At 61.2% G+C, this 24,288-nt stretch carries 19 protein-coding genes and 1 tRNA gene; 8 read left to right on the plus strand and 12 right to left on the minus strand.

Annotated features, from left to right (window positions below; genetic code table 11):
* Positions 1 to 14: 14 nt before the first annotated feature.
* The 3 genes from ACEN8Q_RS07390 to ACEN8Q_RS07400 all read right to left on the minus strand — a co-directional run bounded on the left by ACEN8Q_RS07390 (position 15) and on the right by ACEN8Q_RS07400 (position 3,062).
* Complete coding sequence (locus tag ACEN8Q_RS07390; RefSeq protein WP_413424438.1) at positions 15 to 1,295, minus strand: MFS transporter; 1,281 nt, start codon at positions 1,293 to 1,295, stop codon at positions 15 to 17.
* 136 nt (positions 1,296 to 1,431) lie between these two features.
* Positions 1,432 to 2,163, minus strand: a complete 732-nt coding sequence (locus ACEN8Q_RS07395) for a GntR family transcriptional regulator (RefSeq protein ID WP_413424440.1) — start codon at positions 2,161 to 2,163, stop codon at positions 1,432 to 1,434.
* A gap of 431 nt (positions 2,164 to 2,594) precedes the next feature.
* Positions 2,595 to 3,062 carry an NUDIX hydrolase gene (locus ACEN8Q_RS07400; protein ID WP_413704864.1) on the minus strand — a complete coding sequence of 156 codons (468 nt, stop codon included), beginning with the start codon at positions 3,060 to 3,062 and terminating at the stop codon, positions 2,595 to 2,597.
* 322 nt (positions 3,063 to 3,384) lie between these two features.
* Between ACEN8Q_RS07400 and ACEN8Q_RS07405 the strand changes: the two genes are divergently transcribed.
* A complete protein-coding gene (locus ACEN8Q_RS07405; RefSeq protein WP_413704865.1) occupies positions 3,385 to 4,518 on the plus strand; it encodes an aminotransferase class V-fold PLP-dependent enzyme in 1,134 nt (377 codons plus the stop codon).
* A gap of 244 nt (positions 4,519 to 4,762) precedes the next feature.
* On the opposite strand, the gene ACEN8Q_RS07410 is transcribed toward ACEN8Q_RS07405, so the two are convergent.
* Positions 4,763 to 5,272 carry a cupin domain-containing protein gene (locus ACEN8Q_RS07410; protein WP_413704866.1) on the minus strand — a complete coding sequence of 170 codons (510 nt, stop codon included), beginning with the start codon at positions 5,270 to 5,272 and terminating at the stop codon, positions 4,763 to 4,765.
* 272 nt (positions 5,273 to 5,544) lie between these two features.
* Between ACEN8Q_RS07410 and ACEN8Q_RS07415 the strand changes: the two genes are divergently transcribed.
* The 6 genes from ACEN8Q_RS07415 to ACEN8Q_RS07440 all read left to right on the plus strand — a co-directional run bounded on the left by ACEN8Q_RS07415 (position 5,545) and on the right by ACEN8Q_RS07440 (position 11,725).
* Positions 5,545 to 6,309 carry a hypothetical protein gene (locus ACEN8Q_RS07415; protein WP_413424448.1) on the plus strand — a complete coding sequence of 255 codons (765 nt, stop codon included), beginning with the start codon at positions 5,545 to 5,547 and terminating at the stop codon, positions 6,307 to 6,309.
* Positions 6,310 to 6,336: 27 nt separating this feature from the next.
* Positions 6,337 to 6,774 carry a hypothetical protein gene (locus ACEN8Q_RS07420; protein ID WP_413424450.1) on the plus strand — a complete coding sequence of 146 codons (438 nt, stop codon included), beginning with the start codon at positions 6,337 to 6,339 and terminating at the stop codon, positions 6,772 to 6,774.
* Positions 6,775 to 6,855: 81 nt separating this feature from the next.
* Positions 6,856 to 7,521 carry a response regulator transcription factor gene (locus tag ACEN8Q_RS07425; RefSeq protein WP_413424452.1) on the plus strand — a complete coding sequence of 222 codons (666 nt, stop codon included), beginning with the start codon at positions 6,856 to 6,858 and terminating at the stop codon, positions 7,519 to 7,521.
* Positions 7,497 to 8,855, plus strand: coding sequence for an ATP-binding protein (locus tag ACEN8Q_RS07430; RefSeq protein WP_413704867.1), 1,359 nt, complete (start codon positions 7,497 to 7,499; stop codon positions 8,853 to 8,855). Before ACEN8Q_RS07425 ends, ACEN8Q_RS07430 begins: the two co-directional genes overlap by 25 nt.
* Before the next feature lie 163 nt (positions 8,856 to 9,018).
* A complete protein-coding gene (locus ACEN8Q_RS07435) occupies positions 9,019 to 10,080 on the plus strand; it encodes an alpha/beta fold hydrolase (protein ID WP_413704868.1) in 1,062 nt (353 codons plus the stop codon).
* A gap of 313 nt (positions 10,081 to 10,393) precedes the next feature.
* Complete coding sequence (locus ACEN8Q_RS07440; protein ID WP_413704869.1) at positions 10,394 to 11,725, plus strand: OprD family porin; 1,332 nt, start codon at positions 10,394 to 10,396, stop codon at positions 11,723 to 11,725.
* Positions 11,726 to 11,733: 8 nt separating this feature from the next.
* Here ACEN8Q_RS07440 and ACEN8Q_RS07445 read toward each other — a convergent pair.
* The 7 genes from ACEN8Q_RS07445 to fdnG form a co-directional block, all read right to left on the minus strand.
* Positions 11,734 to 11,829: transfer RNA gene (locus ACEN8Q_RS07445), tRNA-Sec, on the minus strand.
* Positions 11,830 to 11,833: 4 nt separating this feature from the next.
* On the minus strand, positions 11,834 to 13,741 hold the full coding sequence (gene selB, locus ACEN8Q_RS07450) for a selenocysteine-specific translation elongation factor (protein WP_413428856.1): 1,908 nt from the start codon (positions 13,739 to 13,741) through the stop codon (positions 11,834 to 11,836).
* Positions 13,738 to 15,168 carry an L-seryl-tRNA(Sec) selenium transferase gene (gene selA, locus ACEN8Q_RS07455; RefSeq protein ID WP_413704870.1) on the minus strand — a complete coding sequence of 477 codons (1,431 nt, stop codon included), beginning with the start codon at positions 15,166 to 15,168 and terminating at the stop codon, positions 13,738 to 13,740. Before selA ends, selB begins: the two co-directional genes overlap by 4 nt.
* A 51-nt stretch (positions 15,169 to 15,219) precedes the next feature.
* Entirely contained in the window at positions 15,220 to 16,146 is a 927-nt protein-coding gene (gene fdhE / locus ACEN8Q_RS07460) for a formate dehydrogenase accessory protein FdhE (RefSeq protein WP_413704871.1), read from the minus strand.
* 3 nt (positions 16,147 to 16,149) lie between these two features.
* Positions 16,150 to 16,815 (minus strand): formate dehydrogenase subunit gamma, encoded by a 666-nt coding sequence (locus tag ACEN8Q_RS07465; protein ID WP_413422745.1) that lies wholly within the window; start codon positions 16,813 to 16,815, stop codon positions 16,150 to 16,152.
* Positions 16,812 to 17,747, minus strand: a complete 936-nt coding sequence (gene fdxH / locus ACEN8Q_RS07470; protein WP_413422747.1) for a formate dehydrogenase subunit beta — start codon at positions 17,745 to 17,747, stop codon at positions 16,812 to 16,814. Before fdxH ends, ACEN8Q_RS07465 begins: the two co-directional genes overlap by 4 nt.
* The gene (fdnG, locus tag ACEN8Q_RS07475; RefSeq protein WP_413704872.1) at positions 17,748 to 20,813 is read right to left on the minus strand and encodes a formate dehydrogenase-N subunit alpha; all 3,066 of its coding nucleotides are present in this window, start codon (positions 20,811 to 20,813) and stop codon (positions 17,748 to 17,750) included. It lies immediately after the preceding gene.
* A gap of 291 nt (positions 20,814 to 21,104) precedes the next feature.
* On the opposite strand from fdnG, the gene ACEN8Q_RS07480 reads away from it, so the two are divergent.
* Complete coding sequence (locus tag ACEN8Q_RS07480) at positions 21,105 to 22,253, plus strand: MalY/PatB family protein (RefSeq protein ID WP_413704873.1); 1,149 nt, start codon at positions 21,105 to 21,107, stop codon at positions 22,251 to 22,253.
* 104 nt (positions 22,254 to 22,357) lie between these two features.
* Here the strand turns inward: ACEN8Q_RS07480 and ACEN8Q_RS07485 are convergent, their stop codons facing one another.
* Complete coding sequence (locus ACEN8Q_RS07485; protein WP_413422753.1) at positions 22,358 to 24,277, minus strand: PAS domain S-box protein; 1,920 nt, start codon at positions 24,275 to 24,277, stop codon at positions 22,358 to 22,360.
* Positions 24,278 to 24,288: the final 11 nt, after the last annotated feature.

A 24,288-nucleotide genomic window follows, 5' to 3' on the forward strand; every position in this document is an offset into this window, starting at 1 on the left:
GCAAGTAAGGATCATCACGCTCGGGCGCTCTCGCCGTTAACCGGGACGGATGAGGCTGTAGCTTCGAGACTGCGACCACGGGTTTCCGGCAGGCAGAGGGCCGCGACTACCGCCACGCCATAGGCGATCCCGGCGTCAATACCAATGGCCGAGCCCAGCGACATGGAGTCACTCATATGGCCGACCAGAAACGGGAACACCGCAGAGAGCACTCGGCCGAAGTTGTAGCAAAAACCCACGCCAGCGCCGCGCACATCCGCCGGGTACAGCTCATTGAACAGTGCACCGAGGCTGGCCGGAATGCCCGCCGCGAAGAAGCCAAGTGGAAAACCGAGGAACAGCATTTGGGTATTGGTCAGGGGCAGGAACACGTAGCACTGCACGGTAACCACACAGCACAGGGCGAACAGCACGATGTTTTTGCGGCGGCCAATACGGTCGATCAAGAATCCGCTAACAACGCAGCCACACCAGAAGGCAAAGATGATCACGGCCAGGTAGCCACCGGAGTTCAGCACCGACAGGTTGCGTTCGGTCTTGAGGAATGTCGGCAGCCACGTCATCACCGCGTGGTATCCGCCGTGTGCGCCCAGACCCAACAACCCGCCGAACAGCGTAACGCGGAGCAGTTCAGGACGGAAAATACCGGCCAGGGATTTGAAGAAACTCTGCGGAATGGCGTGTTCTTTCTGCAAGCGCTGGAAGCTGTCGGGCTCCTCGACATTGCGGCGTACCCAGAGGATCAGGAATGACGGCAGCAGGCCTACGATAAACATCACACGCCAGGCCATGTCTTGCGGTACGAACGTATAAATCAGTGCAAATACCCCGACCGCCAGGCCCCAACCGACGGCCCAGGCACTTTGCACGGTGCCCATCACTTTGCCGCGGTATTTCGGGTTGATGGTTTCGGCCATCAATACCGCGCCGGCAGCCCACTCACCGCCAATGCCGAAGCCTTGCAGTGCCTTGACCATCAGCAACTGATGGAACCCGGTGACGAAGGCGGACAGAAAGGTGAAGAAGGAGAACCACAGAATCATCCACTGCAACGTACGCACCCGGCCGTAGCGGTCGGACAACGTCCCCCCTACCCATCCGCCGATGGCCGAAGTGACCAGCGTGACGCCGCTGATCAGCCCGGCATCGCCCTTGGTCAGTGCGAACGCAGCGATCAACGCCGGAATGGCCAGGCCGAACATTTGTACTTCCAGAGCATCCAGCGACCATCCGCCGAAGCAGGCCCAAAACGTTTTGCGCTCCCGAGGAGTGACTTGGCGATACCAGCTGAACATGATTTCTTATCCTTATAAGTGAAACGTGAGGCAGCCGAAAGCGAACCGCGCCGCTATGAGACCAGGCATGGCAAGCAAGACGATGAAGCCGGCGCAGATCAGGCGCCGATGAGCGATCCGCTATTGAGGCAAGGCGCTAGCGAATATCCACGCTGTAACGGAAGTGCTCGGCATGCCCACGGGAGCGACGCCATTCCAGAGGCGTCCCGGCGTAGTCACGCGCCAGACGCTCGATCACCACCACGGGACTGTTGACCGGTACTTGCAGCAATCGCGCATGCACGTCGTTTACAGACTCGGCGGTGAGCGTTTCTTCGGCAGAAGCGACGACCTGACCGCAGACCTCTTCGTAAATCGGATACAACAGCGGCCCTTTTCGACTCAGGTCGATCTCCAGCAGCGGCTGAAACCGGCTGCGAGGCAGCCAGATTTCTTCGGCAAGTACCGGCTGAACATCGAGAAGACGTACGCGAACAATGCGAATAACCGGTGCGTCGATTGGCAGGCCTAACGTTTGGGCCACCGCTGAGGGTGCGGCCACCGGCTCAATCGACAAGATGCGACTTTCCGGCACCTGGCGCTCGCCCGCGGCAGTCTGGAAGCGGAAAAATCGGAACAGTGACGATTGAAACTGCGGCCGGCGAACGAAGGTGCCTCGACCTTGCTGACGCTCCAGAACGCCCTCACTGACCAGCGCGTCGACCGCTTTGCGTACGGTGCCAGTGGACAGTTGGTACTCAGCTGAAAGTGCAGCCTCGGTGGGAATGGCCTCTCCCGGACGCCAGCGATTGTTGGCAATCTGTTCAGCCAACTGATCTCGCAGGCGCTGATAAAGCGGTAGCCGGACATCACTGGATAAGGAGCTCATCGACTTTATTCACCTTGTTATCTAGTCATATATATGAATCTTGAGGCGAGTATTCTCCTGATGCATTTTTCTGTCAAGAAGGGTGTCCGAACCTGGCTGACGAACGGAGGGCGGTAACAGATTCAAGCAGCTGAATGCCGCCTCGGCAGTTCTTGCCGCAGGGTCTGCGAAGCTTGTCCATCAACGACCTTATCGAGGCGTACATGCCTTGTAGATCAGGCTGATTGGCCGTGTGGTATGGCTCAGCGGGAGCAGCCATCTGATGTTTCGAATCGGTCGAAATTTGTTTGCTACGTGTTGAACGTTGTCGCCCGGAAATAGCATCCCTGGACGATTGTTATCCGTCGCGACAGGCAGCTGCCAAAAGCGGACGTTCATCTCAGGGCCGCTTTCGGCTGTGGATTCAACCGGTCGAAAGCCGCTTGCGAACATCAAGTCGGAGCTTCGGATGATATGTTTGTGCTTTGATCATGAGCCAATACATAACCTTGCGCTGTCAGTGTGGCAGTCAGGCACCGTAATGCTCGACGGAAGACCGGATGACAGTCGGCAAACGGCAAATCATCGAGCGGAGCCCAAAAAAAGCTGAAGGTGTGACCATGGTCATCGAGCGTGTGATGATTCCATTGCTCCGGCCAAAGTGCCTGCGTGTAACACAGTTGAAATGACCATATCTGGTCGAGATGCGCGGCGTCCCAGCAGCCCAAATCGCTGACAACCGAGGCGGCTTCTATGCCTGATTCTTCGCTTAATTCACGCAGAGCGGTCTGAGCTGGAGTTTCACCTGTCTCGATTGTCCCTTTGACCAGTTGTACGCCTGCTATTGGATGGCGGAACAGAAGGATGTGTGTGCCAGGAATACTGGAGAGGATGACCGGGCAAGCCTTGTTCGGTGACATGGCGATTTCCTTATCGGCAATGAAGCACACATCTTACTGCCTTATCCCTTACGCAAGCGGCCAGATATTCAGATGTCCGCTTGGGGCCGGCTGCTGCCCTTCGTAACTGGTCGTTATCGACCGAACGTAAGGAGGTAGGAACCTTTAAGGCCCACCCTCCCACAACTCAGCAGCCACCTGCGAGCATTGCTACGTCCAGTAATCGACCTGATGATGCCGGCCGCTCGACAGAAGTAGCAAATCAATCCCGAGCAATCTTGTCATTTGCCAAGGCTTAGGGCAGGGTCGATCCCACTGAGATCTCTGCCAAAGGAGTCACCCCATGTCAAAGCTATATCCCAGTATCGATCCCGAGGGGCTGGTCGAGTACTCAGTGGTCTACACCGACCGCTCGCTCAACCACATGTCGCAGTCATTTCAAGGCGTGATGAAGAACATTTCCAGGACCCTGAAACTGGTCTACAGCGCCCAGGCTGTTGCGGTGGTCCCGGGCAGCGGCACATTCGGCATGGAAGCGGTGGCGCGACAGCTTGCCACCGACCAGCAATGCCTGGTGATACGCAACGGCTGGTTCAGTTATCGCTGGAGCCAGATCCTTGAGATGGGCAACATCCCGGCGGCCACCACGGTGCTGAAAGCCCGACCGGTCGACACTGGTCGCCAGGCTGCCTACGCCCCACCCCCTCTGGACGAAGTGCTGGCAGCCATTGCGGCGCAGAAGCCGCAGATTGTCTTCGCCCCCCACGTTGAAACCTCATCAGGGATTATCCTGCCCGACGAGTACCTGCGGGCCGTCGGCGACGCCGTGCATGCGGTGGGTGGCCTGTTCGTGCTGGACTGCATCGCCTCAGGCACGCTTTGGGTTGATATGCAGAAATGCGCAGTCGACCTGCTGATCAGCGCACCACAGAAAGGCTGGAGCGCCTCCCCTTGCTGCGCGCTGGTGATGCTCAGTTCCTTGGCCCTCGAGCGCATCGAACAGACGCAAAGCAGCAGCTTCGCCTGCGACCTGAAAAAGTGGCTTCAGATCATGCAGGCCTACGAACAGGGCGGACATGCCTACCATGCGACCATGCCCAGCGATTCCCTCGCGCGATTCAACGAAGTGATGAAAGAGACGCAAGCCTACGGTTTCGACAAGGTCCGCGACGAACAACAGGCTCTAGGCGATCGGGTACGCGCGATGTTGACCGGCAAAGGCATCAAAAGCGTGGCCGCAGCCGGCTTTCAGGCCCCTGGCGTAGTGGTGAGCTACACCGATGATGCCGACATCAAGAGCGGTAAGAAATTTGCCAACCACGGCCTGCAGATCGCCGCTGGAGTACCGTTGCAATGCGACGAGCCGGCCGACTTCCAGACCTTCCGCATCGGTCTGTTCGGGCTCGAAAAACTGCACAATATCGAGCGCACGGTCACCACCCTCGAGCAGGCACTGGACGAGGTGATGGTTAACTAAGCCCTCATCTTGCCCGCAGCACATACCGAACTTGTGAATTCCAGGAAGGCGTCCTGCCCAGGGCACTGCCGGCCCATGGCGCTGATCTTCGACGAATATGACGCTGGTCGCCCGGACGTCATGTTAGAACCATAAGGGAAATCCCGTGCACGCGTCTTACTGACACGTGCACCCTTCAGCGCTATCCCATGCGATATCCCCGGATTGACCCTGACTCACACAGATCTTGAAGCACGCAACCACCTCATCCTCGCGTCAGCTTTTCGATCAGCACCCGATACCCGGGAAACTGTTGACCAAGCTTTTGCCTATCACCCATTTCCATGTCCGCGAAATCAAATCCTGGCGAAACCGCTTCACTGATCAAGCCGAACCCCGCAGCGCCGTGCATCAGCTGTGAAGCTTTCCAGATCCCGCCCGGCACGTGCAGCTGCAAGCGTTGTCCGGCGAGAACATCGTGACCCATCACAATGGTTTGCAATGTACCGTCCGGAAAAATCAGCGTGTACTGAATCGGATCGCCCAGATGATAGTAATGAACGATGTCTGACTGGTTGAGATGGAAATGGCCAATCGGAGAATCCTGGGTCAACAGATAGAAAATCGACGTCATGCAATGGCGCTGGCCACCCGGAGTCACAATCGTGTTCTGGTCGTCCGATTGGTAGGTTCTGCGAAAGAATCCACCTTCGATATGGGGCTCAAGACCCAGGGCCTTGACCATTTCTCCAATTTCCAGGGTGTCTTGAGTCATTTTCAGATCACCTCCTATTCTTGATTTTAGTGTCATATTCGCAGCATTTATCGACATAATTCGACTAAATAGTGCTTTAGTCGAGTTGGCTTTTATCCTGCCCAGGCACCCTGTCCCGGCAAAAACATGTTTTGTCGACCTGAAGTCAACCTGGACCTCGAAGCCGTATCGGAAAACCGGTCGACTTCCCTGCCCCTCAGTCTCAGCTAAGTTTCGCTGCGTATCGTCTCCCTTGCGCAAGTTCGGCGCTGCACAGGAGAGGCAACCCGCCCATGAAACCCGATACAGCCGGATGGCTCAACAAAGTACCCGAGGTGACCCTGTCATTCTGGGTGATCAAGATCCTGTCCACGACGGTGGGTGAAACCGGCGCGGACTTTCTCGCAGTCGATGCCGGCCTCGGCCTGGGCTGGACCAGCGTTGGCATGGCGACTTTGCTGGCCATCGCCCTGTTCCTGCAGATGCGCAAGACCGCCTGTTCGCCCTGGATCTACTGGCTGAGCGTGGTGCTGGTGAGCATCGTCGGGACGCAACTCACCGACATCCTGACCGACGTTCTCGACGTCAGCCTGTACACCAGCACGGCCGTGTTTTCTGTTCTGCTCGCGCTCAATTTTTTCGTCTGGTACCGGGTGGAACACAACCTGTCGATCCGCGAGATCGTCACACCACGACGGGAATGGTTCTACTGGACGACCGTGCTCTGCACCTTTGCCCTCGGTACGGCGGCCGGTGACCTCGCGACCGAAGCGCTCGGCCTGGGTTTCACTCTCGGTGCCGTGATTTTCGCCGCGCTGATCGCCGCAACCCTGGTGGCCTGGCGCCTGGGCGCCAACATGGTGCTGACCTTCTGGATCGCCTACATCCTGACCCGTCCGTTCGGTGCCTCTCTCGGCGACTTGCTGACCCAATCCAGGACCTACGGTGGCCTTGGCATGGGCGCCACCTGGACCAGCGCGATCTTCCTGTGCGTCATCGTCCTGCTGGTTGCGGTCGCACAGGTCAGCATCGGCAACCGCAAACCCGTCACTCAGTAACACTTAATAGCTCATCAAGGAATCGTCATGCGCTCTTTTCAAAACATCATTCGCCACGTCGCCATTGTCTCGTCGATCTTTTTGCTCAGCATCGCCGCCGGTTGCTCGAAACCCGCCGACAAACCTGCTGCGGGCGCCACATCCGGTGCGATGAGTGCACAAACCCAGTCCGGTTCAAAATTGGGTGACCTGTCCGAGTTCCGCAGCATCGCCGCCGACGTTGTCGCGCTCGTCGATAAAAACGACCTGCCGGGTGCGAAAGCCCGCATCAAGGACCTGGAAAGCGCCTGGGACTCGGCCGAAGCCGGGATCAAGCCTCGCGCTGCCAGCGACTGGCATGTTGTGGACAAGGCCATTGACCGCGCGCTCGACGCCTTGCGCGCCAGCAGTCCGCAACAGAGCGACAGCAAGGCCCGCATGGACGAGCTGATGAAGGCCTTCGACTCGATGAAGGGCGCGCAATAACCAGGCGGACAAACGCCGGTACAGGTGCTTCAATACAGGCGCGACGGTCAAGACCGCCGCGCCTTTTTTTCGGAGCGGGACATGCGCATATTGCTGGTCGAAGATGACCCGATGATCGGGGACGCCATCCACGGCGCACTGAGTGATGCGAGCTACGCGACCGACTGGGTGAAAAACGGCCTTACCGCGCTTTCGGCGCTGGAGACCCAGCCCTACGACCTGGTGCTGCTCGACCTCGGGTTGCCAGGCAAGGACGGGCTCGATGTGCTCGACAGCATTCGCGGCCGCAACAACCCGGTACCTCTGCTGATCATCACCGCACGGGACAGCCTCGACGATCGCCTGCGCGGCCTCGACGGTGGCGCCGACGACTACTTGCTCAAACCCTTCGACATGGCCGAGCTGCTTGCCCGCATGCGCGCGGTGCTGCGGCGCAAAGGCGGTAGCGCCCAGTCATTGCTGGACAACGGTGTGGTGGCACTGGACCTGGTGTCGAAACAGGCGAGTACGGCGCAAACCCCCAACGTCCAACTGTCCAGCCGCGAATTCGCCCTGCTGCAGGCCCTGCTGATCCGCCCGGGGGCGATCCTCTCGCGCAGCGAACTCGAAGACCGCCTCTACGGCTGGGGCAACGAAGTGGAAAGCAACGCCGTGGAGTTTCTGATTCATTCGCTGCGACGCAAGCTGGGCAACCAGGTCATCAAGAATGTCAGGGGTATGGGATGGATGGTTTCAAAAAGCGCCTGAGCGACTCGGTCCAGGTACGGCTGTCGGTCGCGCTGTCGCTGGCCATCCTGCTCGTGGCGGTGCTGGCCGGGATGTTTGCGTTCGTCTCGGCCCTCGACGAGGCCCACGAAATGCAGGACGAAACCTTGCGTCAGGTGGCCGTCCTGTTCGATCGGCAGCAGATGACCCTGCACTACCCCACTGCCGGAAAAATTGCCGGTGACGACGAGGAATCCAGGGTCATCGTGCAATACCTGACCGACAGCGGTAAAGCCGTCGGCACCACTGACGACAACGTCCTGCCGCTGCCCTTCCCCACGACGCTGGCCAATGGCCTGTCGACCTTGAATATCGCTGGCGAAGACTTTCGCGCATTGGTCAGGACCACCACCCGTGGCGAGCGCATCGTCGTGGCCCAGGAGACGGGGGTTCGCGACAAGGAGGCGCGCGAGAGTGCCTTGCGCAGCCTGCTGCCGTTTCTCATTCTGTTTCCGGTGCTGTTGCTGGTGGTGAGCGATCTGGTGCACAAGCTGTTTCGCCCCATCGCCACCCTCTCCGATGACATAGACCGACGCGACAAACAGGCCCTGCACCCGGTCGACGAACACCATTTGCCAACCGAGATCCGCCCTTTCGTCGTGGCCATCAATCGCCTGCTGGCGCGGGTTGCGCAGTCCATGGAAAACCAGCGCCGCTTCATCGCCGACGCCGCCCACGAACTGCGCTCGCCCATGACCGCCCTGTCCTTGCAAGCCGAGCGACTACAGGCCACACCCATGCCGACGCAAGCCGTCGAGCGCCTGCTGCCGCTGTCGCGCGGCATAGAGCGCAGCAGAAAGCTGATCGATCAGTTGCTGGCCCTGGCCGCCGCGCAATCGAACGCGGAGCGGCCGCAGACCACGGTTTCAGTGCATGAGGTCTATCGACGGGTGCTGGAGGACCTGCTGCCCCTGGCGGAGCGCAAGAACATCGATATCGGTGTTGAAAGTACCCAGGACGTGCAGCTCGTCATCAACGAAATGGACCTGCTGATCCTGGTGAAAAATCTGGTGGACAACGCGATCCGCTACACCCCTTGCGGCGGACGCGTCGACCTGTCGGTGGAGCTGGCGCAGGAAACCGTGATCCTTCAGGTCAAGGATTCCGGACCGGGTATCACCGCCGATGAACAAATGCGCGTGTTCGACCCGTTCTATCGCAGCGTGGGCACTGAAGAGTCAGGCTCAGGGCTGGGCTTGTCCATCGTCAGGGCCATCGCTGAGCGCACCGGGGCTCGTCTGCATCTGGGATTCTCGAATGAGACGGACAAAAGCGGCTTATGTGTTTCGATCGGGCTACCAAGAGGCATAGACTAAATCCCTGTGTATCACAGTGTGTCAGCAGGACTGCCCGATACACAGACTTTCATCCGGCCGTCGATTCGACACAGGCCGGATACGTTACCGCGCTTTAATGCAAGCAATGTTTGAAGGGGCTCAGACAGGCCCCCTGACCCATGGCTGGTAATGGAGATATCCCATGAAGATGGCGCTGCACAACAGCAAACCCGGCAAGACTCGCCGCCACCTGGTCGGCCCTTCTATCCTCGCGCTTGCGCTGTTCGGCGTGCTCGGCGTGGCCCATGCGCAAACGGCCGCCGCCGCGCAGCCAGCGGCGACCCCTGCCACACAGGCCGCGCCCTCGCCCTTCGGCCCGCTCAAGCATGTCAACGCCGGGCTGCTGGACGTGGCGTACGCCGAAACCGGCCCGGCCAACGGGCCGGTGGTGATCCTGCTGCACGGCTGGCCGTACGACATTCACAGTTATGCCGAGGTCGCGCCGTTGCTGGCCGCCAAGGGCTATCGGGTGCTGATGCCCTATGCGCGCGGCTATGGCGATACACGTTTCCTGTCGGAAAAAACCGAGCGCAACGGCCAGCCGGCTGCGCTGGCCAGTGATGTCATCGACTTCATGGACGCGCTGAAGATCAAGCAAGCGGTGCTCGGTGGCTATGACTGGGGTGCGCGCTCGGCCGACATTGTCTCGGCGCTGTGGCCGGAACGGGTCAAGGCACTGGTCTCGGTCAGCGGTTATCTGATCGGCAACCAGGCAGCCGGCAAGAACCCGCTGCCACCCAAGGCGGAATTGCAGTGGTGGTATCAGTTCTACTTCGCCACTGAACGCGGCCAGGCCGGTTACGAGAGAAACACCCACGACTTCGCCAAGCTGATCTGGCAACTGGCTTCGCCGAAATGGGCGTTCGATGACGCCACTTTTGACCGCAGCGCCAAGGCACTGGACAACCCGGACCATGTCGACATCACCGTGTTCAACTACCGCTGGCGCCTGGGCCTGGTCGAGGGCGAAAGCCGATACGAAGCGCTGGAGCAGAAACTGGCCACGGCGCCGTCCATCAGCGTGCCGACCATTACCCTGGAAGGCGATGCCAATGGCGCACCGCACCCTGCGCCCGAAGACTATGCCAAGCGTTTCACCGGCAAATACGAGTTCCGGCTGATCAACGGCGGCATCGGCCACAACCTGCCGCAGGAAGCTCCGCAGGCGTTCGCCAAGGCTGTGATCGATGCGGACCATCTTTGAGGGCTGATTCGGTTTACGCGCTTTTCCCCCGAACAACGACCTCCACCGCACGGCTCGTTTACGTAAACGGGCCGTGCGCATGCGCTATGAGTCAAACACAGCACACCGATTCAATATTCCCTGCCCGATCTACGTAACCATGGCGTCCTCACTCCTCCTGTAGGAGCGAGCTTGCTCCGGGCGGCGTTCCGACGATGGTCGTTAACGATAACGCGTGTTTACTGCCTTAACGCGGCTCACTTGAGACCATCGCGAGCGAGCTCGCTCCTACAGTGAATCCCCCCACCGTCGCTGTGCCTGTGGTGAACGATTGATGAAGTATGACTCGCAAGACCTCAGGGCCCGATTACAGCTTTGGTTATCGGTGCTGCTCGCCGGCACGGTCGGGACCGCGGTGGCGGATGAATCGGCGCAGGGCTTTCTGGACGGCGCAACGCTTGGCGTGCTCAGTCGAAACTTTTACCTGAACAGCGATTATCGATCCCCCTCGCCGACCGGCAAGAACTACAAAGCCGAGTGGGCTCAGGGTTTTATCGGCACTTTTGAATCCGGCTTCACACCGGGCACGATCGGTGTCGGCCTTGATGCCCATGCCTTTCTCGGATTGAAACTCGATGGCGGCAAGGGCCATTCCGGCACCGGTTTGCTGCCCGTGGGCAGTGATGACCGCAGTGAAAGCGACTACTCCAGCGGTGGCGGCGCGATCAAGCTCAAGGCCTCGAAAACCACCCTGGCGTTTGGCGAAATGATGGTCGAGTCCCCGGTATTCGACACTGCGGACAAACGCCTGCAACCGGAATACGCGACTGGCTTTCTGCTCAACAGTCGCGAAATCGACGGCATGAACCTGCAAGCTGGCCACTTCACGGCGTTCAAGAATCAGGACAGCGCTTCAGGCAAGGGCGACTTTTTCGGTTATGGCGCCAACACCGAGGCTGGTGGCATTTCGTTTGTCGGCGCCGACCTGTTTACCCAAAGCCCGGTCGGCGGCGCGCTGTACGCCTCGGAGTTGACCGACACCTGGCACCAGTACTACGGCAATCTGCACTTCAAGCAGTCCGACGTGTTCATCGACGCCAACCTCTATCACACCAAGGACACTGGCCAGGCGCTGGCCGGTGCCATCGACAACACCGCGTACAGCCTGTCCGGCCAGTACACGCTGGGCGCCCAGGCGTTCACCCTGGCCTATCAGAAAATCGACGGTGATACGCCGTTCGATTTTGTCGGTGGCGACTCCATCTACCTGGCCAACTCGATCAAGTTCGCCGACTTTAATGGCGCCCGTGAACGCTCCTGGCAGGTTCGTTACGACCTGGACCTGGCCACCTTCGGGATACCCGGCCTGAAGTTCATGACCCGTTACGTCACCGGCGACCAGATCGACGGCACGCATGCACCACAAGGCGGGGCGTACAACCCGTTCGACCCGGCGGCCGGCACCTTCGTGCCGCAACAAGGTGCCGGGGGCCGACACTGGGAGCGCGACATCGACCTGCACTACGTCGTGCAGTCCGGGTCGGCCAAGGGTTTGTCGCTGCAACTGTCCCATGTGTCGCACCGGGCGAACGCGGCCCAGGCCGGCGATGACATCGACCGGGTGTACGTGGTCATCCAGTACCCGCTGAACTTCGGGCCGTTCTGAGCGCAAAGTGGCGGAAGGCAGCCGGAGTCGAACCTGCCCGGGAACGGATGCCGTCCCCAACCGGGTTTGAAGCCCGGCCGCGCCACCGGGCGCGATTGCCTTCCTTGATCAGAGCTCTGTGCGCTGGGCCAACGCACTGTCCGGGCGAACCTGCCGACGATCGCCAAAACGCCGGGTCAGGCCGATACGGTCGAAGTACTCCAGTATCTGAATGCTGCGCTTGCGCCCCAGGCCCACCGCATCACGAAACGCCGCCACCTGGATCACCGGGTTGGCGTCCGCCAGTTGCAACAGCATAGCCGCCAATCGGCGAATCATGCTGTCGGGGTAAAACAGGTCCCGCACCACTTGGTGCATCAAACCCAGGCGCGCCATTTTGCGCAGCAACCCGCGCACGGCCGCTTCGTCATGCCCCAGGTCGCGAACCCACGGCGGGGCGAAGCCCGCCTGTTCGAACAACGGTTGCAATTGCAGCCACAGGGCTTCGTCCTCTTCGCTCAAACGCACCTGATGCCCTGGCAGATGCAACCATGGGCCGCTGCTGGCGATGTCGCCGCTGGCCAGCAATTCGTCGAGCAGGCTGATAAACGTCGAACGCTCCATTTCGCTACCGGTGAATCGGCGCAGGCGATCCCGGTCCGGCCCCATCTGATCGGCTTCAAGCTGATGGAAACGCTCGAGGTGCTCGAGCACTGCAGCCTTCAAGGCTTCCCAGCGACTGGCACTGAACAGCAACGCGCCTTGACGGGTGTCGATCAAGCGCACATCCGCGGGCAATGTCCAACTGCTGCGCGGTCGGTTGAACTGCCGCTCCAGGCGCTGCGGATCGAGCCCGCTGTCGCTGTGGGCCAGCAATGCCGGCAACACATCTTCCAGCCTTGTGCTGTTCGCCAGCGCCTGCAGTTGCGCCAATCGTTCCGGGCTGCGACGTTGCCGGGCGGGTGCAAACGGATCCAGCACCCGGCCGCCGCCCAGGGTTCGTTGGGCACTCTGATCGCGCAGGATCAGCGGGTCGCCTTTCACCGCCTGCACCGCTGTATTGAGCAGCAGTTGCGCGAACATCCGCCCACCGGGCGCCAGACTGACGCCTTCGAGCAAGGCGACTCGACCGGTGACGTCCTGGGTGCCGAGGTGCACGTGCACCGGTTGAAAGTGCTCGAAGGCCCGGGGTTCGCCGGGGAGCAGCTGCATGTCGATGTCCAGGCGTTGGCTCGGTGCGTACGAGCCGGCGGCCAGCAACCAGTGGCCACGATGGATATGCTCCAGGGCCAGCCGTTCGGCACTCAGGTTCAATGCCACGCGCTGGCCGGCAACGGCGTGGTCGGCGGCCTGGTTTTGCGCGTGCAGGCCGCGAATGCGCACCGGTTTGCCTTGTGGCCCCAGCAGCAAGGTATCGCCCACCACGACCTGGCCGGACAGCGCCGTACCAGTCACCACGATACCGGCCCCGGCCACGCTGAACGCCCGATCGATCGCCAGGCGAAAACCACCTTCCGTGCTTCGTTGCACCACTTCACGCTGGGCATCGAGCAACGCCTTGCGCAAGGATTCGATGCCCTCGCAGGTGGAGCTCGACAGCGCAATCAGCGGCGCTTCGGCATACGGCCCGGGCGCGAGCAAGGTGCGGACCTGATCGCGCACGACCTGCACCCTGGCGCTGTCGACCCGGTCGCACTTATTGATCGCCACCAGCGCACGCGGGATGCCCAGCAACTCGACAATCGCCAGGTGCTCGCGGGTCTGCGGCATCACCCCGTCATCGGCGGCCACTACCAGCAACACCAGATCGATGCCCTGTGCCCCGGCAAGCATGTTGTGGGTGAAGCGTTCATGCCCGGGTACGTCGATGAAACCGGTCAAGCCCGCTCCCGGTTCCAGCTCGGCATACAGGTAGCCGAGGTCGATGGTCATGCCGCGCTCACGCTCTTCCCGGCGCCGGTCGCCCGCCTGACCGGTCAGCGCCTGGAGCAGCGCCGTCTTGCCGTGGTCGATGTGCCCTGCGGTGCCGACAATCACCCTGCCCGTCCCTCCACCTGCAATTGATCGAGCTGTGCCAGCCATGCCGATTCGTCGTCCAGTTGCCGCAGGTCCAGCCACAGGGCGTCATCGTCAATGCGCCCGAGTACCGCGATCGGCAATGCGCGAAAGGCTGCTTCCAGCGTCAACAGGGACCGCCCGCGCAAGCGCTTGGACGTCAGCGGACGCAGGCACAGCGCCGCGCTGGCCAGCCGCGCCACCGGTTGGCTGCCGCTGCCGATCATGCCCAGTGCCGGCATGGCGCTGACGCTCCAGTCCTCGCCCACCACCTGGGCCAGCGCCGGCCGCAGTCGCTCGGCCTGGGCGAGGATATCGGCCTGTGGCCGGGTCAACAGGCGCAGGCTGGGCAAGCGCTCGGCCAGTCGGTCCGGGTTGCGGTACAAACCCAACACCGCTTCCAGGGCAGCCAGGGTCATTTTGTCGACCCGCAGCGCACGCTTGAGCGGGTTTTTCTTGATCCTGGCGATCAGTTCCTGGCGGCCGACAATCAGCCCGGCTTGCGGCCCGCCGAGCAGTTTGTCGCCACTGAAGGTGACGATGTCCGCGCCATCGAGCAACGCCTGACGCACCGTCGGCTCAGCCGGCAGCCCCCAGCGGGTCAAGTCCAGCAGGCTGCCGCTGCCGAGGTCTTCGAGCAGCGGCAAACCGTGCCGGTGGGCCAGTTGCGCCAGTTCGGCGGTCGGCACGCTCGTGGTGAAGCCTTGAATGCTGTAGTTGCTCGCGTGCACGCGCATGATCAATCCGCTGCGCGGGCCGATGGCGGCCTCGTAGTCGCGGGCATGGGTGCGATTGGTGGTGCCGACCTCAACCAGCTTCACCCCGGCACGGGCCATGATGTCGGGAATGCGGAAGGCACCGCCGATTTCAATCAGTTCACCGCGGGAAATAATTCCTTCCTTGCGCGCGCCCAGGCTGTTGAGGGTCAGCAAGACCGCTGCGGCATTGTTGTTGACCACGGTCACCGCTTCGGCGCCGGTCAGTTCGCGGATCAAACCTTCGATCAGGTCGTCGCGGTCACCGCGCTTGCCACTGCGCAGGTCAAACTCCAGGTTGAGCGGATAGCGGGCAGCCATTTGCACCGCTTCAATCGCTTCCTCGGGCAGCAATGCCCGCCCGAGGTTGGTGTGCAGCACCGTGCCGGTGAGGTTGAATACCCGGCGCACATGGCTGCGATGCTCGATTGCCAATCGTTCGCCGACCCTGCCGGCCAGCACCTCAGCGCTGACCTCTACAGGTTCGAGCAAACCGTGCTGCACCCTTTCCCGCAACTCATCCAGCAAACACCGCAAGGCCGTCAGCAGGACGTCGCGGCCATAGCGCTCGGCCAACGGCAGGCACGCCGGGTGACGTAACAAACTGTCGATGGAAGGTAGACGCAGGGGTTGCCTGGCACCGTGTGCAGACATCTGGCGCTCCTGAAAACGAATGACCGTCGCGCCAGAGTGTAGACGCTGCGGTTACTCGTCTCCCGGAGCCAGCAACAGATTCGGTGCCAAACGCTGATAACCGTCCTGGGCCAGGCGCATGTCGAGCATCAGGCTGGACAGGTCTGCCGACAGCGCTTCGGCATCCGCATCGTTTTCCAGATAGAGCAACTTCAGATAGCTGTTGCAACCGGGGCAGACTTCGGCGCGCAACGGCGCCTGGTTGGCGGCATGGCGGTCATCTTCAAGGCTGAGGTACTCCAGGCCTTTGCTCTGCTCGCAATACACGCACTTGACCCGCACCACATGCCACTCGCAGGCGCACAGCGAACAGACCAGATAACGCAAGCCATTGTGCTTGCCGCGATGGCGGATGACCCCGGCCATGGCCGGCGAGCCACAGGCCGGGCACTGGCTGAGGCTGTCGCCGGGAGTCAGGGCCAGGTTTGGCGTACTCAACAGCCAGTGACTCCACGCTGTTTGCAACGCCGCACCGAGAAACGGCACCAGCGCCGCTGGCACCAGCGAATACTGGCCGCTGAGCAACGCCACCGCCCAGGCGCGGCGTTGCCCGGCACCGGCCAGGCGCAAGGTTTCCACGGCATCGGCCACGGCGCAGGGTTGCGGTGCGCTATAGCGCTGCAGCAAGGCATCGAGGTAAAGCTGCCAATCGTCTTCGCGCGCCAGGCTGTCGGCTGCGAACGGCGGCAAGCCGTGTTGCTGGCACAATTCGATGCGTTGTCGGTCGAGGGGATCGCCAAGTGGCGGGTCGTTAAACACCTGTTGCTGTACCCGGCACAACCCGGCAATCAAATGAAGGTAATCGGCCAACGGATGCCCTTCGGCCAGCGTCTCCAGACGTAAGGCGCGCAGGCTGAACAGGTTATGTGGTGGCATGTACAGAAACGGCGGCGAACTGGCCGCCGCTTCGATTTCTCCGGGTTCGAGGATGGTTGGCAAATGTCAGCCCTTTTTAGTGATCGGACGCTGGGGTGCTTCGTCGCGGGTCTCATCTTGAGTCACTTGGCGATACCAGAGTTCGTGGTGTTTCCTCGCCCAGCCACGGCTGACCCGGCCGTGCAACATGGCGCTGACCGAGCCTTTGATCCAGATCCCGGCATAGATGTGCACGATGATGCTCAGGATCAGCACAAAAGCGGCCAACGCATGCAGCAACATCGCCCAGCGAATCGTGGTGATGCCGAACCAGTCGCTGAAGTACGCACGCCAGATCACCAGACCGCTCAATAGCAGCACCAGCATGCACAGCAGTAAAGTCCAGAACAGCAGCTTCTGCCCGGGGTTGTATTTGCCGATGGGTGGCACGCCCTCCTCTTTGTTCAGCATCACCCGGTCGATGCGCTTGAGCCACAGGCGGTCATTGGCGATGAAGTAATTGGCGCGCCAGAAGCGCAACACCAGGCCGAGGAACAGCACGAACATCAGCACGCCCATGAATGGGTGGAGGATGCGTGTCCACGGTCCACCGCCGAACAGGTTGCTCAGCCAGAACAGCGCCGGATGGAACAGCGCCAACCCGGACAATCCGGCCATGAAAAACAGGATTGCCACCAGCCAATGATTGGTGCGCTGGTTGCTGGTGTAGCGCAGGATCGTCTTGTTGCTCATGGCCTGCCCTCCCCACGGGGATCGAAGGTATGCACCGACGGATCGACTTCGTGCACGGCGTTGTCCGGCGGGGCCGGATGTTCATCCTCTTCGACGATTTGCGGGCCGACGCGCACGTAGTGGAAGAACCCGGCCAGCACCGCTGCGCCCATGGCCAGCAGCGCCAACGGCTTGCTGACGCCTTTCCACAGCCCTACCAGCGGGCTGATTGCCGGGTGATCGGGCAAACCGGCGTACAGTCTTGGCGTATCGGCGTGGTGCAACACGTACATCACGTGAGTGCCTCCGACGCCTTCGGGGTCATACAGACCGGCGTTTTCAAAGCCCCGGCTTTTCAGATCGACGATACGTTCGGCGGCATGCACCTTCATGTCGTCCTTGGAGCCGAACACGATGGCACCGGTCGGGCAGGTTTTCACGCAGGCCGGTTCCAGCCCCACCGCCACCCGGTCCGAGCACAAGGTGCATTTGTAGGCCTTGTGATCCTTTTGCGAGATCCGTGGAATGTTGAACGGACACCCGGTGATGCAGTAGCCGCAGCCGATGCAATGGTCCTGGTTGAAATCGACGATGCCATTGGCGTGCTTGATGATCGCGCCGGGGCTGGGGCACGCCGCCAGGCAACCGGGCTCGGCGCAGTGCATGCAGCCATCCTTGCGGATCAGCCATTCGAGGTTGCCGGCGTCGGTCTCGTGCTCGGTGAAGCGCATCAGCGTCCAGGTTTCTGCGGTGAGGTCCTGCGGGTTGTCGTAGGTGCCATGGTTGTGACCGACCTCGTCCCGCAGTTCGTTCCATTCCGAGCAGGCGACCTGGCAAGCCTTGCAGCCGATGCATTTGGTGGTGTCGATCAGCTTGGCGACTTCCTCCTGCTGGCGTATTGAGGACGGGGCTGTGGTGGTGGCCGAACGGGCGATGATGTCTTGGCTGGCCATTTAGACTTTCTCCACGTTGACCAGGAATGACTTGGATTCCGGGGTCTGGGTGTTGCCATCGCCGAGGAACGGCACCAGGGTGTTGGTCAGGTAGCCGTGCCGCGTGAGCCCGGTGAACCCCCAGTGCAGCGGAATGCCGATCTGGTGCACCACCTGATTGTTGACCTGCAGCGGGCGAATCCGCTTGGTCACCACGGCCACCGCTTCAATGAAGCCACGCTTGCTGCTGACCCGCACACGATCGCCGGCGACGATGCCTTTTTCCTTGGCCAGCACCTCGCCGATTTCCACGAACTGCTCGGGCTGGGCAATCGCGTTGAGCTTGCAATGCTTGCTCCAGAAGTGGAAATGCTCGGTCAGCCGGTAACTGGTGGCGGCGTACGGGTAATCCTTGGCCACGCCAAGGGAATCCCAGACCGAATCGAAGATCCGCGCCGCCGGGTTGCTGGTGGCTTTCTTGTTTTGCGGGTGCAGCGGGTTGATGCCGATCGGAGTCTCGAACGGCTCGTAGTGCTCGGGGAACGGGCCTTCGTTCATCTTGTCGACGGCGAAGAATCGCGCCACGCCCTCGGGGTTCATGATGAACGGATTCATCCCGGCTTCCGGCGGCACGTCAGCCTTGTAGTCCGGCACATCGGTGCCGCCCCAGGCTTTGCCGTTCCACCACACCAGGCGTTTTTTCGGATCCCACGGTTTGCCTTGCAGGTCCGCCGAGGCACGGTTGTAGAGAATCCGCCGGTTGGCCGGCCACGCCCAGGCCCAGCCTTGATGCTGGTGCATGCCGTACGGGTCGCTGTTGTCGCGGCGGGCCATCTGGTTGCCCAGTTCGGTCCAGCTGCCACAGAAAATCCAGCAGCCGGACGCCGTGCTGCCGTCATCCTTGAGCTGGCCAAACCCGGCCAGTTGCGAATTGGCCTTGATTGCCGCGCCCGTGGCGTCGGTGAAGTCAGTGGTGGCGTAGCCGTTGATTTCCTTCGCCAGCTCCTCGGGCGAAGGTTCGTTCGGGATCTTGTACGGCCACGACAGTTTGAGCAGCGGATCGGGGAACTTGCCGCCTTCGGCCTGATAGCGCTGGCGCAGGCGCACGAACAGTTCGCTCATGATGCGGATGTCGGTCTGCGCTTCACCCGGCCCGTCGGCGCCCTTCCAGTGCCATTGCAGCCAGCGACTGCTGTTGACCAGCGAGCCATCCTCCTCGGCAAAGCAGGTGGTGGGCAGGCGAATGACTTCGGTCTGGATGTCGGCACTCTTCACATCGTTGTACGACCCGACGTTGCGCCAGAATTCCGAAGTTTCGGTGGCCAGCGGGTCCATCACCACCAGCCACTTCAGTTTGGCCAGTGCCGCGGTCACCCGGTTTTTGTCCGGCAACGCGGCAATCGGGTTGAAGCCCTGACACAGGTAGCCGTTGACCTTGCCCTGGCCCATCAAATCAAACACCTTGAGGATGTCGTATTGGGGAATGTCCAGTTTCGGCAGGTAGTCGTAGGCCCAGTTGTTCTCGGCCGTTGCGTTGGCGCCATACCAGGCTTTCATCAGGCTGACGTGGAATTTGCCGTAGTTCTGCCAGTAGGACAGTTGCCCCGGACGCAATGGTTTCTGCGTGCGCTTGACGATATAGGCGTTGTAGTCCTGTTCGGCATCGCCGGGTAGCGAGAGGTATCCCGGCAGTGAATTGGACAACAGCCCCAGGTCCGTCAGCCCCTGGATGTTGGAGTGCCCGCGCAAGGCATTCACCCCCCCGCCCGGCATGCCGACGTTGCCCAGCAGCAATTGCACCATCGCCGCGCTGCGGATCATCTGCGCGCCAGTCGAGTGCTGGGTCCAGCCCAGCGCATAGAGGATGGTCATGGTCTTGCCCGGTTGCGAGCAAGTGGCGATTTCCTCCCATATTTTCTGCATGGCATCGACCGGCATGCCACAAATCTGGCTCGCCAGCTCTTTGCTGTAGCGGCTGTAATGCTGCTTCATCAACTGATAGACACAGCGTGGGTCTTGCAGGGTCGGATCGACCTTGGCAAAGCCGTCCTCGCCCAGTTCATAACCCCAGCCGGACTTGTCGGTGTAGAGGCGTTTGGCCGCATCGTAACCGCTGAAGATCCCGTCCTCGAAGCCATAACCGGCTTTGACGATGAACGATACGTCGGTGTAGTTGCGCACGTATTCGTGCTGGATCTTGTCCTCGGTCAGCAGATAATTGATCAACCCGCCCATGAAGGCGATGTCGGTACCGGTACGGATCGGCGCGTAATAGTCGGCCACCGAGGCGGTCCGGGTAAAACGCGGATCGACCACGATCAGCCGCGCCTTGTTGTGCGCCTTGGCCTCGGTCACCCACTTGAAGCCGCACGGGTGCGCTTCTGCTGCGTTGCCGCCCATCACCAGAACCAGATTCGCGTTGGCGATATCGGTCCAGGTATTGGTCATGGCTCCACGGCCGTACGTCGGGGCAAGACTTGCCACCGTCGGGCCGTGTCAGACACGCGCCTGGTTATCGAACCCCAGCATGCCGAGACTGCGAACCACCTTGTGGGTGATGTAGCCCGCTTCACTGGAGGCCGCCGATGCCGCGAGGAAACCGGTGGTCAGCCAGCGGTTTACCGTTTGGCCCTGGGCATTCTTCTCGGTGAAGTTGGCGTCGCGGTCGGCCTTCATCAGGTCGGCGACGCGATCGAGCGCTTCATCCCAGGAGATGCGGGTCCACTCGGTGCTGCCGGGTTTGCGCGTCTGCGGGTATTGCAGGCGGCCTGGGCTGTGTATGAAGTCCAGCAGGCCTGCGCCTTTGGGGCAAAGGGTGCCGCGGTTGACCGGGTGGTCGGCGTCGCCTTCGATATGGATGATGTTTTGCGCGACATTCTTCGCCGTATCGCCCTGGCTGTACATGATCAAGCCGCAACCGACCGAGCAATACGGGCAGGTGTTGCGGGTTTCATGGGTATGGGCGAGCTTGAAGTGACGCACCTGTTCGGCAAAGGCTGGCGTCGGGGCCATGCCCAACGCGCCCAGGCTAGAGCCTGCAAGGCCGATGCCGGCGACCTTGAAGAACTGACGACGGCTGAGATCCATCGTGCACTCCTGATCAGGTGGCGCCCGGTACATGGCCGGGCTTTTTTGAACAACCACGGTCGCGGCAGTCTGGCTGCCGACACTACAAACTGTAGTCAATGCTGTCGAATTCACCATGACAGCCGACCGTCGGCCCTGCAGACATAACCCCCTCTGTAGGAGCGAGCTTGCTCGCGATGGTGTATCAGCTGAGTGAGTGTCGACTGACACTCCATCGCAAGCAAGCTCGCTCCTACAAGGGATTGGCGATTATCATGGCGCCATAACCAACCTGCCGTTACGAGACCCCGCATGACTTTCGATTTTGATCAGGTGTTCGACCGCCACAACACCGGCAGTACCAAGTGGAGCCGCTACCCGGCCGACGTGTTGCCGATGTGGGTCGCCGACATGGATTTCGCTGCGCCGCCGGTGATCATCCAGGCCCTGCAGAAGCGCCTGGAACACCCGATGGTCGGTTACAGCGTGGCCCAGGATGACCTGCGCGAGGCGATCGTTGCCGACCTCTGGAACAAGTACGCCTGGCGCGTCGAGCCCCAGGAGCTGATTTTCCTGCCGGGCGTCGAGTCGGGCTTCAACATGGCATTGAAGGCCCTGGTGCAGCCGCAACAGAACGTCGTCGTGCAGGTTCCGAACTACCCGCCGCTGCGCCACGCACCCGGGCATTGGGGGCTGAACAAGGTCGAGCTGAATTTCGACGCGCAAGCCGATGGTACCTACGTCACGCCGCTGGATTCCTTGAGCCAGTCACTGCAAGGCGGTGGCGCACTGCTGCTGAGCAACCCGCACAACCCACTGGGCAAGGCCTTCCCCCGCGCAGAACTGCAAGCCATCGCCGACATTTGCCTTGAGCATGATGCCTGGATCATTTCCGACGAGATCCACGCCGAGTTGTGCTTCGACGGCCGCACGCACATTCCGATGGCTACCCTGAGCCCGCAAATCGCCCAGCGCACCATCACGCTGATGTCGGCAAGTAAGGCCTACAACATCGCCGGCCTGAAAACCTCGTTCATGATCATCCAGGACCGTCACCTGCGCGAGAAGGTCAACCACGCCCGTTGCGGCATGGTCGACAGTGTCAATCCGCTGGGCATGGAAGCCACCCGCGTCGCCTACAGCGAAGCTGCGCCATGGCTGGCAGCGCTGAAGGTCTACCTGCAGGACAACCGCGATTTCCTCGCCGAGGCCGTGCGCACCCGCCTGCCGGGCATCACCATGAACCTGCCGCAAAGCACCTACCTGGCATGGCTGGACTGCACGGCACTGGGGCTGGACAACCCACAGCAGTTCTTCCTGGAACAGGCCAGGGTCGGATTGAGCGCCGGTCTGGACTTCGGCGATGACTGCAAGCAGTTCGTGCGCCTGAATTTCGGCTGCCCACGGTCGCTGCTGGAAGAAGGCATTGCGCGGATGGAGCGCAGCTTGCGCCATCTGTAGGAGCGAGCTTGCTCGCGAAGGTGTGTCAGCTGAGTGAGTGTCGACTGACACTCCATCGCGAGCAAGCTCGCTCCTACAGATACCGGGCAATCTGGTCTGCCGCGTCACTTCATCGCCAAGGCAATGACTTCCACCAGGTTGAGTTGGGTAAAAGGTTTCGACAACCGTGGCAGATGGGCGGCAAAGCCTTCCAGCCGTTCGGCATAACCGGTGGCGAGGATGATCGGCACGCCCGGTCGAATGATCCTGATGGCATTGGCCAGTTGCGCGCCATTCATCTGTGGCATGGCCATGTCGGTGATGACCAGATCAATCTCCGGTCCACTTTCAAACAGCTCCAGCGCCGTGGCACCGCAGGCCGCACTGATGACCCGGTGCCCGAGGTCCTCGAGCAGCAGGCTGGTGCTGGTCAACACCAGGCTGTCATCGTCCACCACCAGTACGCACAGGCGAGGCACCGTCACGGCCGATGCCTTGGAAACCGGTTGGACGGCCGAGCCACTGGCGGCGACCGGCAACCAGAGTTCGGCGGTCGTGCCCTGATCCTTCCGGCTCTTGAGGATGAAGCGGCCACCCAATTGCTCGATAAAGCCGTGGACCATCGACAACCCCAGGCCCGTGCCTTTACCCACGCCCTTGGTGGTAAAGAACGGGTCCATCGCCGAGGCCAGCGTGGTTTCGTCCATGCCCTCGCCCGTATCGGCAATACTCAGGCAGACGTAACGCCCCAACGCCAGGGATGAGGTGGAGCTGTCGGTCACTTCATCGGTTCTGGCACTGAAGCTGAGGGTCCCGCCGTGGGGCATGGCATCACGGGCATTGGTCGCCAGGTTCAGGACCGCCAGTTCCAGCTGGTTGAGGTCAGCCATCACGGGTTCGAGCCCCTCGGGAAAACGCGTTTCGATTTTCACCGAAGGCCCGAGGGAGCTGCGCAACAGCCCGGAAATGCCTTCCACCAATGCCGGTATCCGCACCGGTTCCGACTTGAGCTCCTGGCGTCGGGCAAACGCCAGCATGCGCTGGGTCAGGGAAACACCGCGCAAGGCACCTTGGGTGGCGTTGTCGATCAAGCGGGTAATTTTGGGATCGTCCGTCACCCGCTTGCGCAGGATTTCCAGGTTGCCGAGGATCACCGTCAGCAGGTTGTTGAAATCGTGAGCGATGCCGCCGCTGAGCTGACCGATGGCCTGCATTTTCTGCGCCTGGAACAAGGCCTCCCGGGTTTGCTCCAGCGCCTGCTGCGCTTGCGTGACCTCAGTGATATCGCGGGTAATCTTGGCAAAACCGAGCAAGGTGCCGGTGTCGCCCCAGATCGGGTCGACAATGACATGGGCGAGGAACCGCGTACCGTCCTTGCGCATCCGCCAGCCCTTGTTTTCAAAACGCCCTTCACGAACGGCGATGTCCAGCGTCCGTTGTGGCTCGCGGGCTTCGCGATCCTCCGGGGTATAGAACATCGAAAAATGCTGGCCAATGACTTCTTCCGGCAAGTAACCCTTGATGCGCTGGGCGCCAGGATTCCAGTTGCTCACGCGTCCGTCCGGCGAAAGCATATAGATCGCGTAGTCAGTAACGCTCTGCACCAGCAGGCGGAATTGCTGCTCGCTCTGTTTGAGGACTTCCTCGGCCATTTTGCGATCGGTCAGGTCCCGGGTGATCTTGGCGAACCCCAGTAACGTGCCCGACGGGTCGAGAATCGGATCGATGACCACATGGGACCAGAAACGCGTACCGTCCTTGCGCACCCGCCAGCCTTCGCCCTCGAACCGCCCTTCACGAATCGCCGTGTCCAGTGCCCGCTGGGGCAAGCCGGCACGACGATCTTCATCGGTATAGAAACGCGAGAAATGCTGGCCGAGGATCTCGGCCTCCTCATACCCCTTGAAACGCCTGGCGCCGGCATTCCAGCTGGTGATGATGCCATCGGGATCGATCATGTAGATCGCGTAGTCGATCACCGCATCGATCAATAGCCGAAAACGACCGTCTTCGATGGCACTGACCCTGGTTCGATCTTCGCTCATTGATCCCACCG

The organism is Pseudomonas sp. Pseusp16 (assembly GCF_047324915.1).
Taxonomy (GTDB): domain Bacteria; phylum Pseudomonadota; class Gammaproteobacteria; order Pseudomonadales; family Pseudomonadaceae; genus Aquipseudomonas; species Aquipseudomonas fluorescens_CD.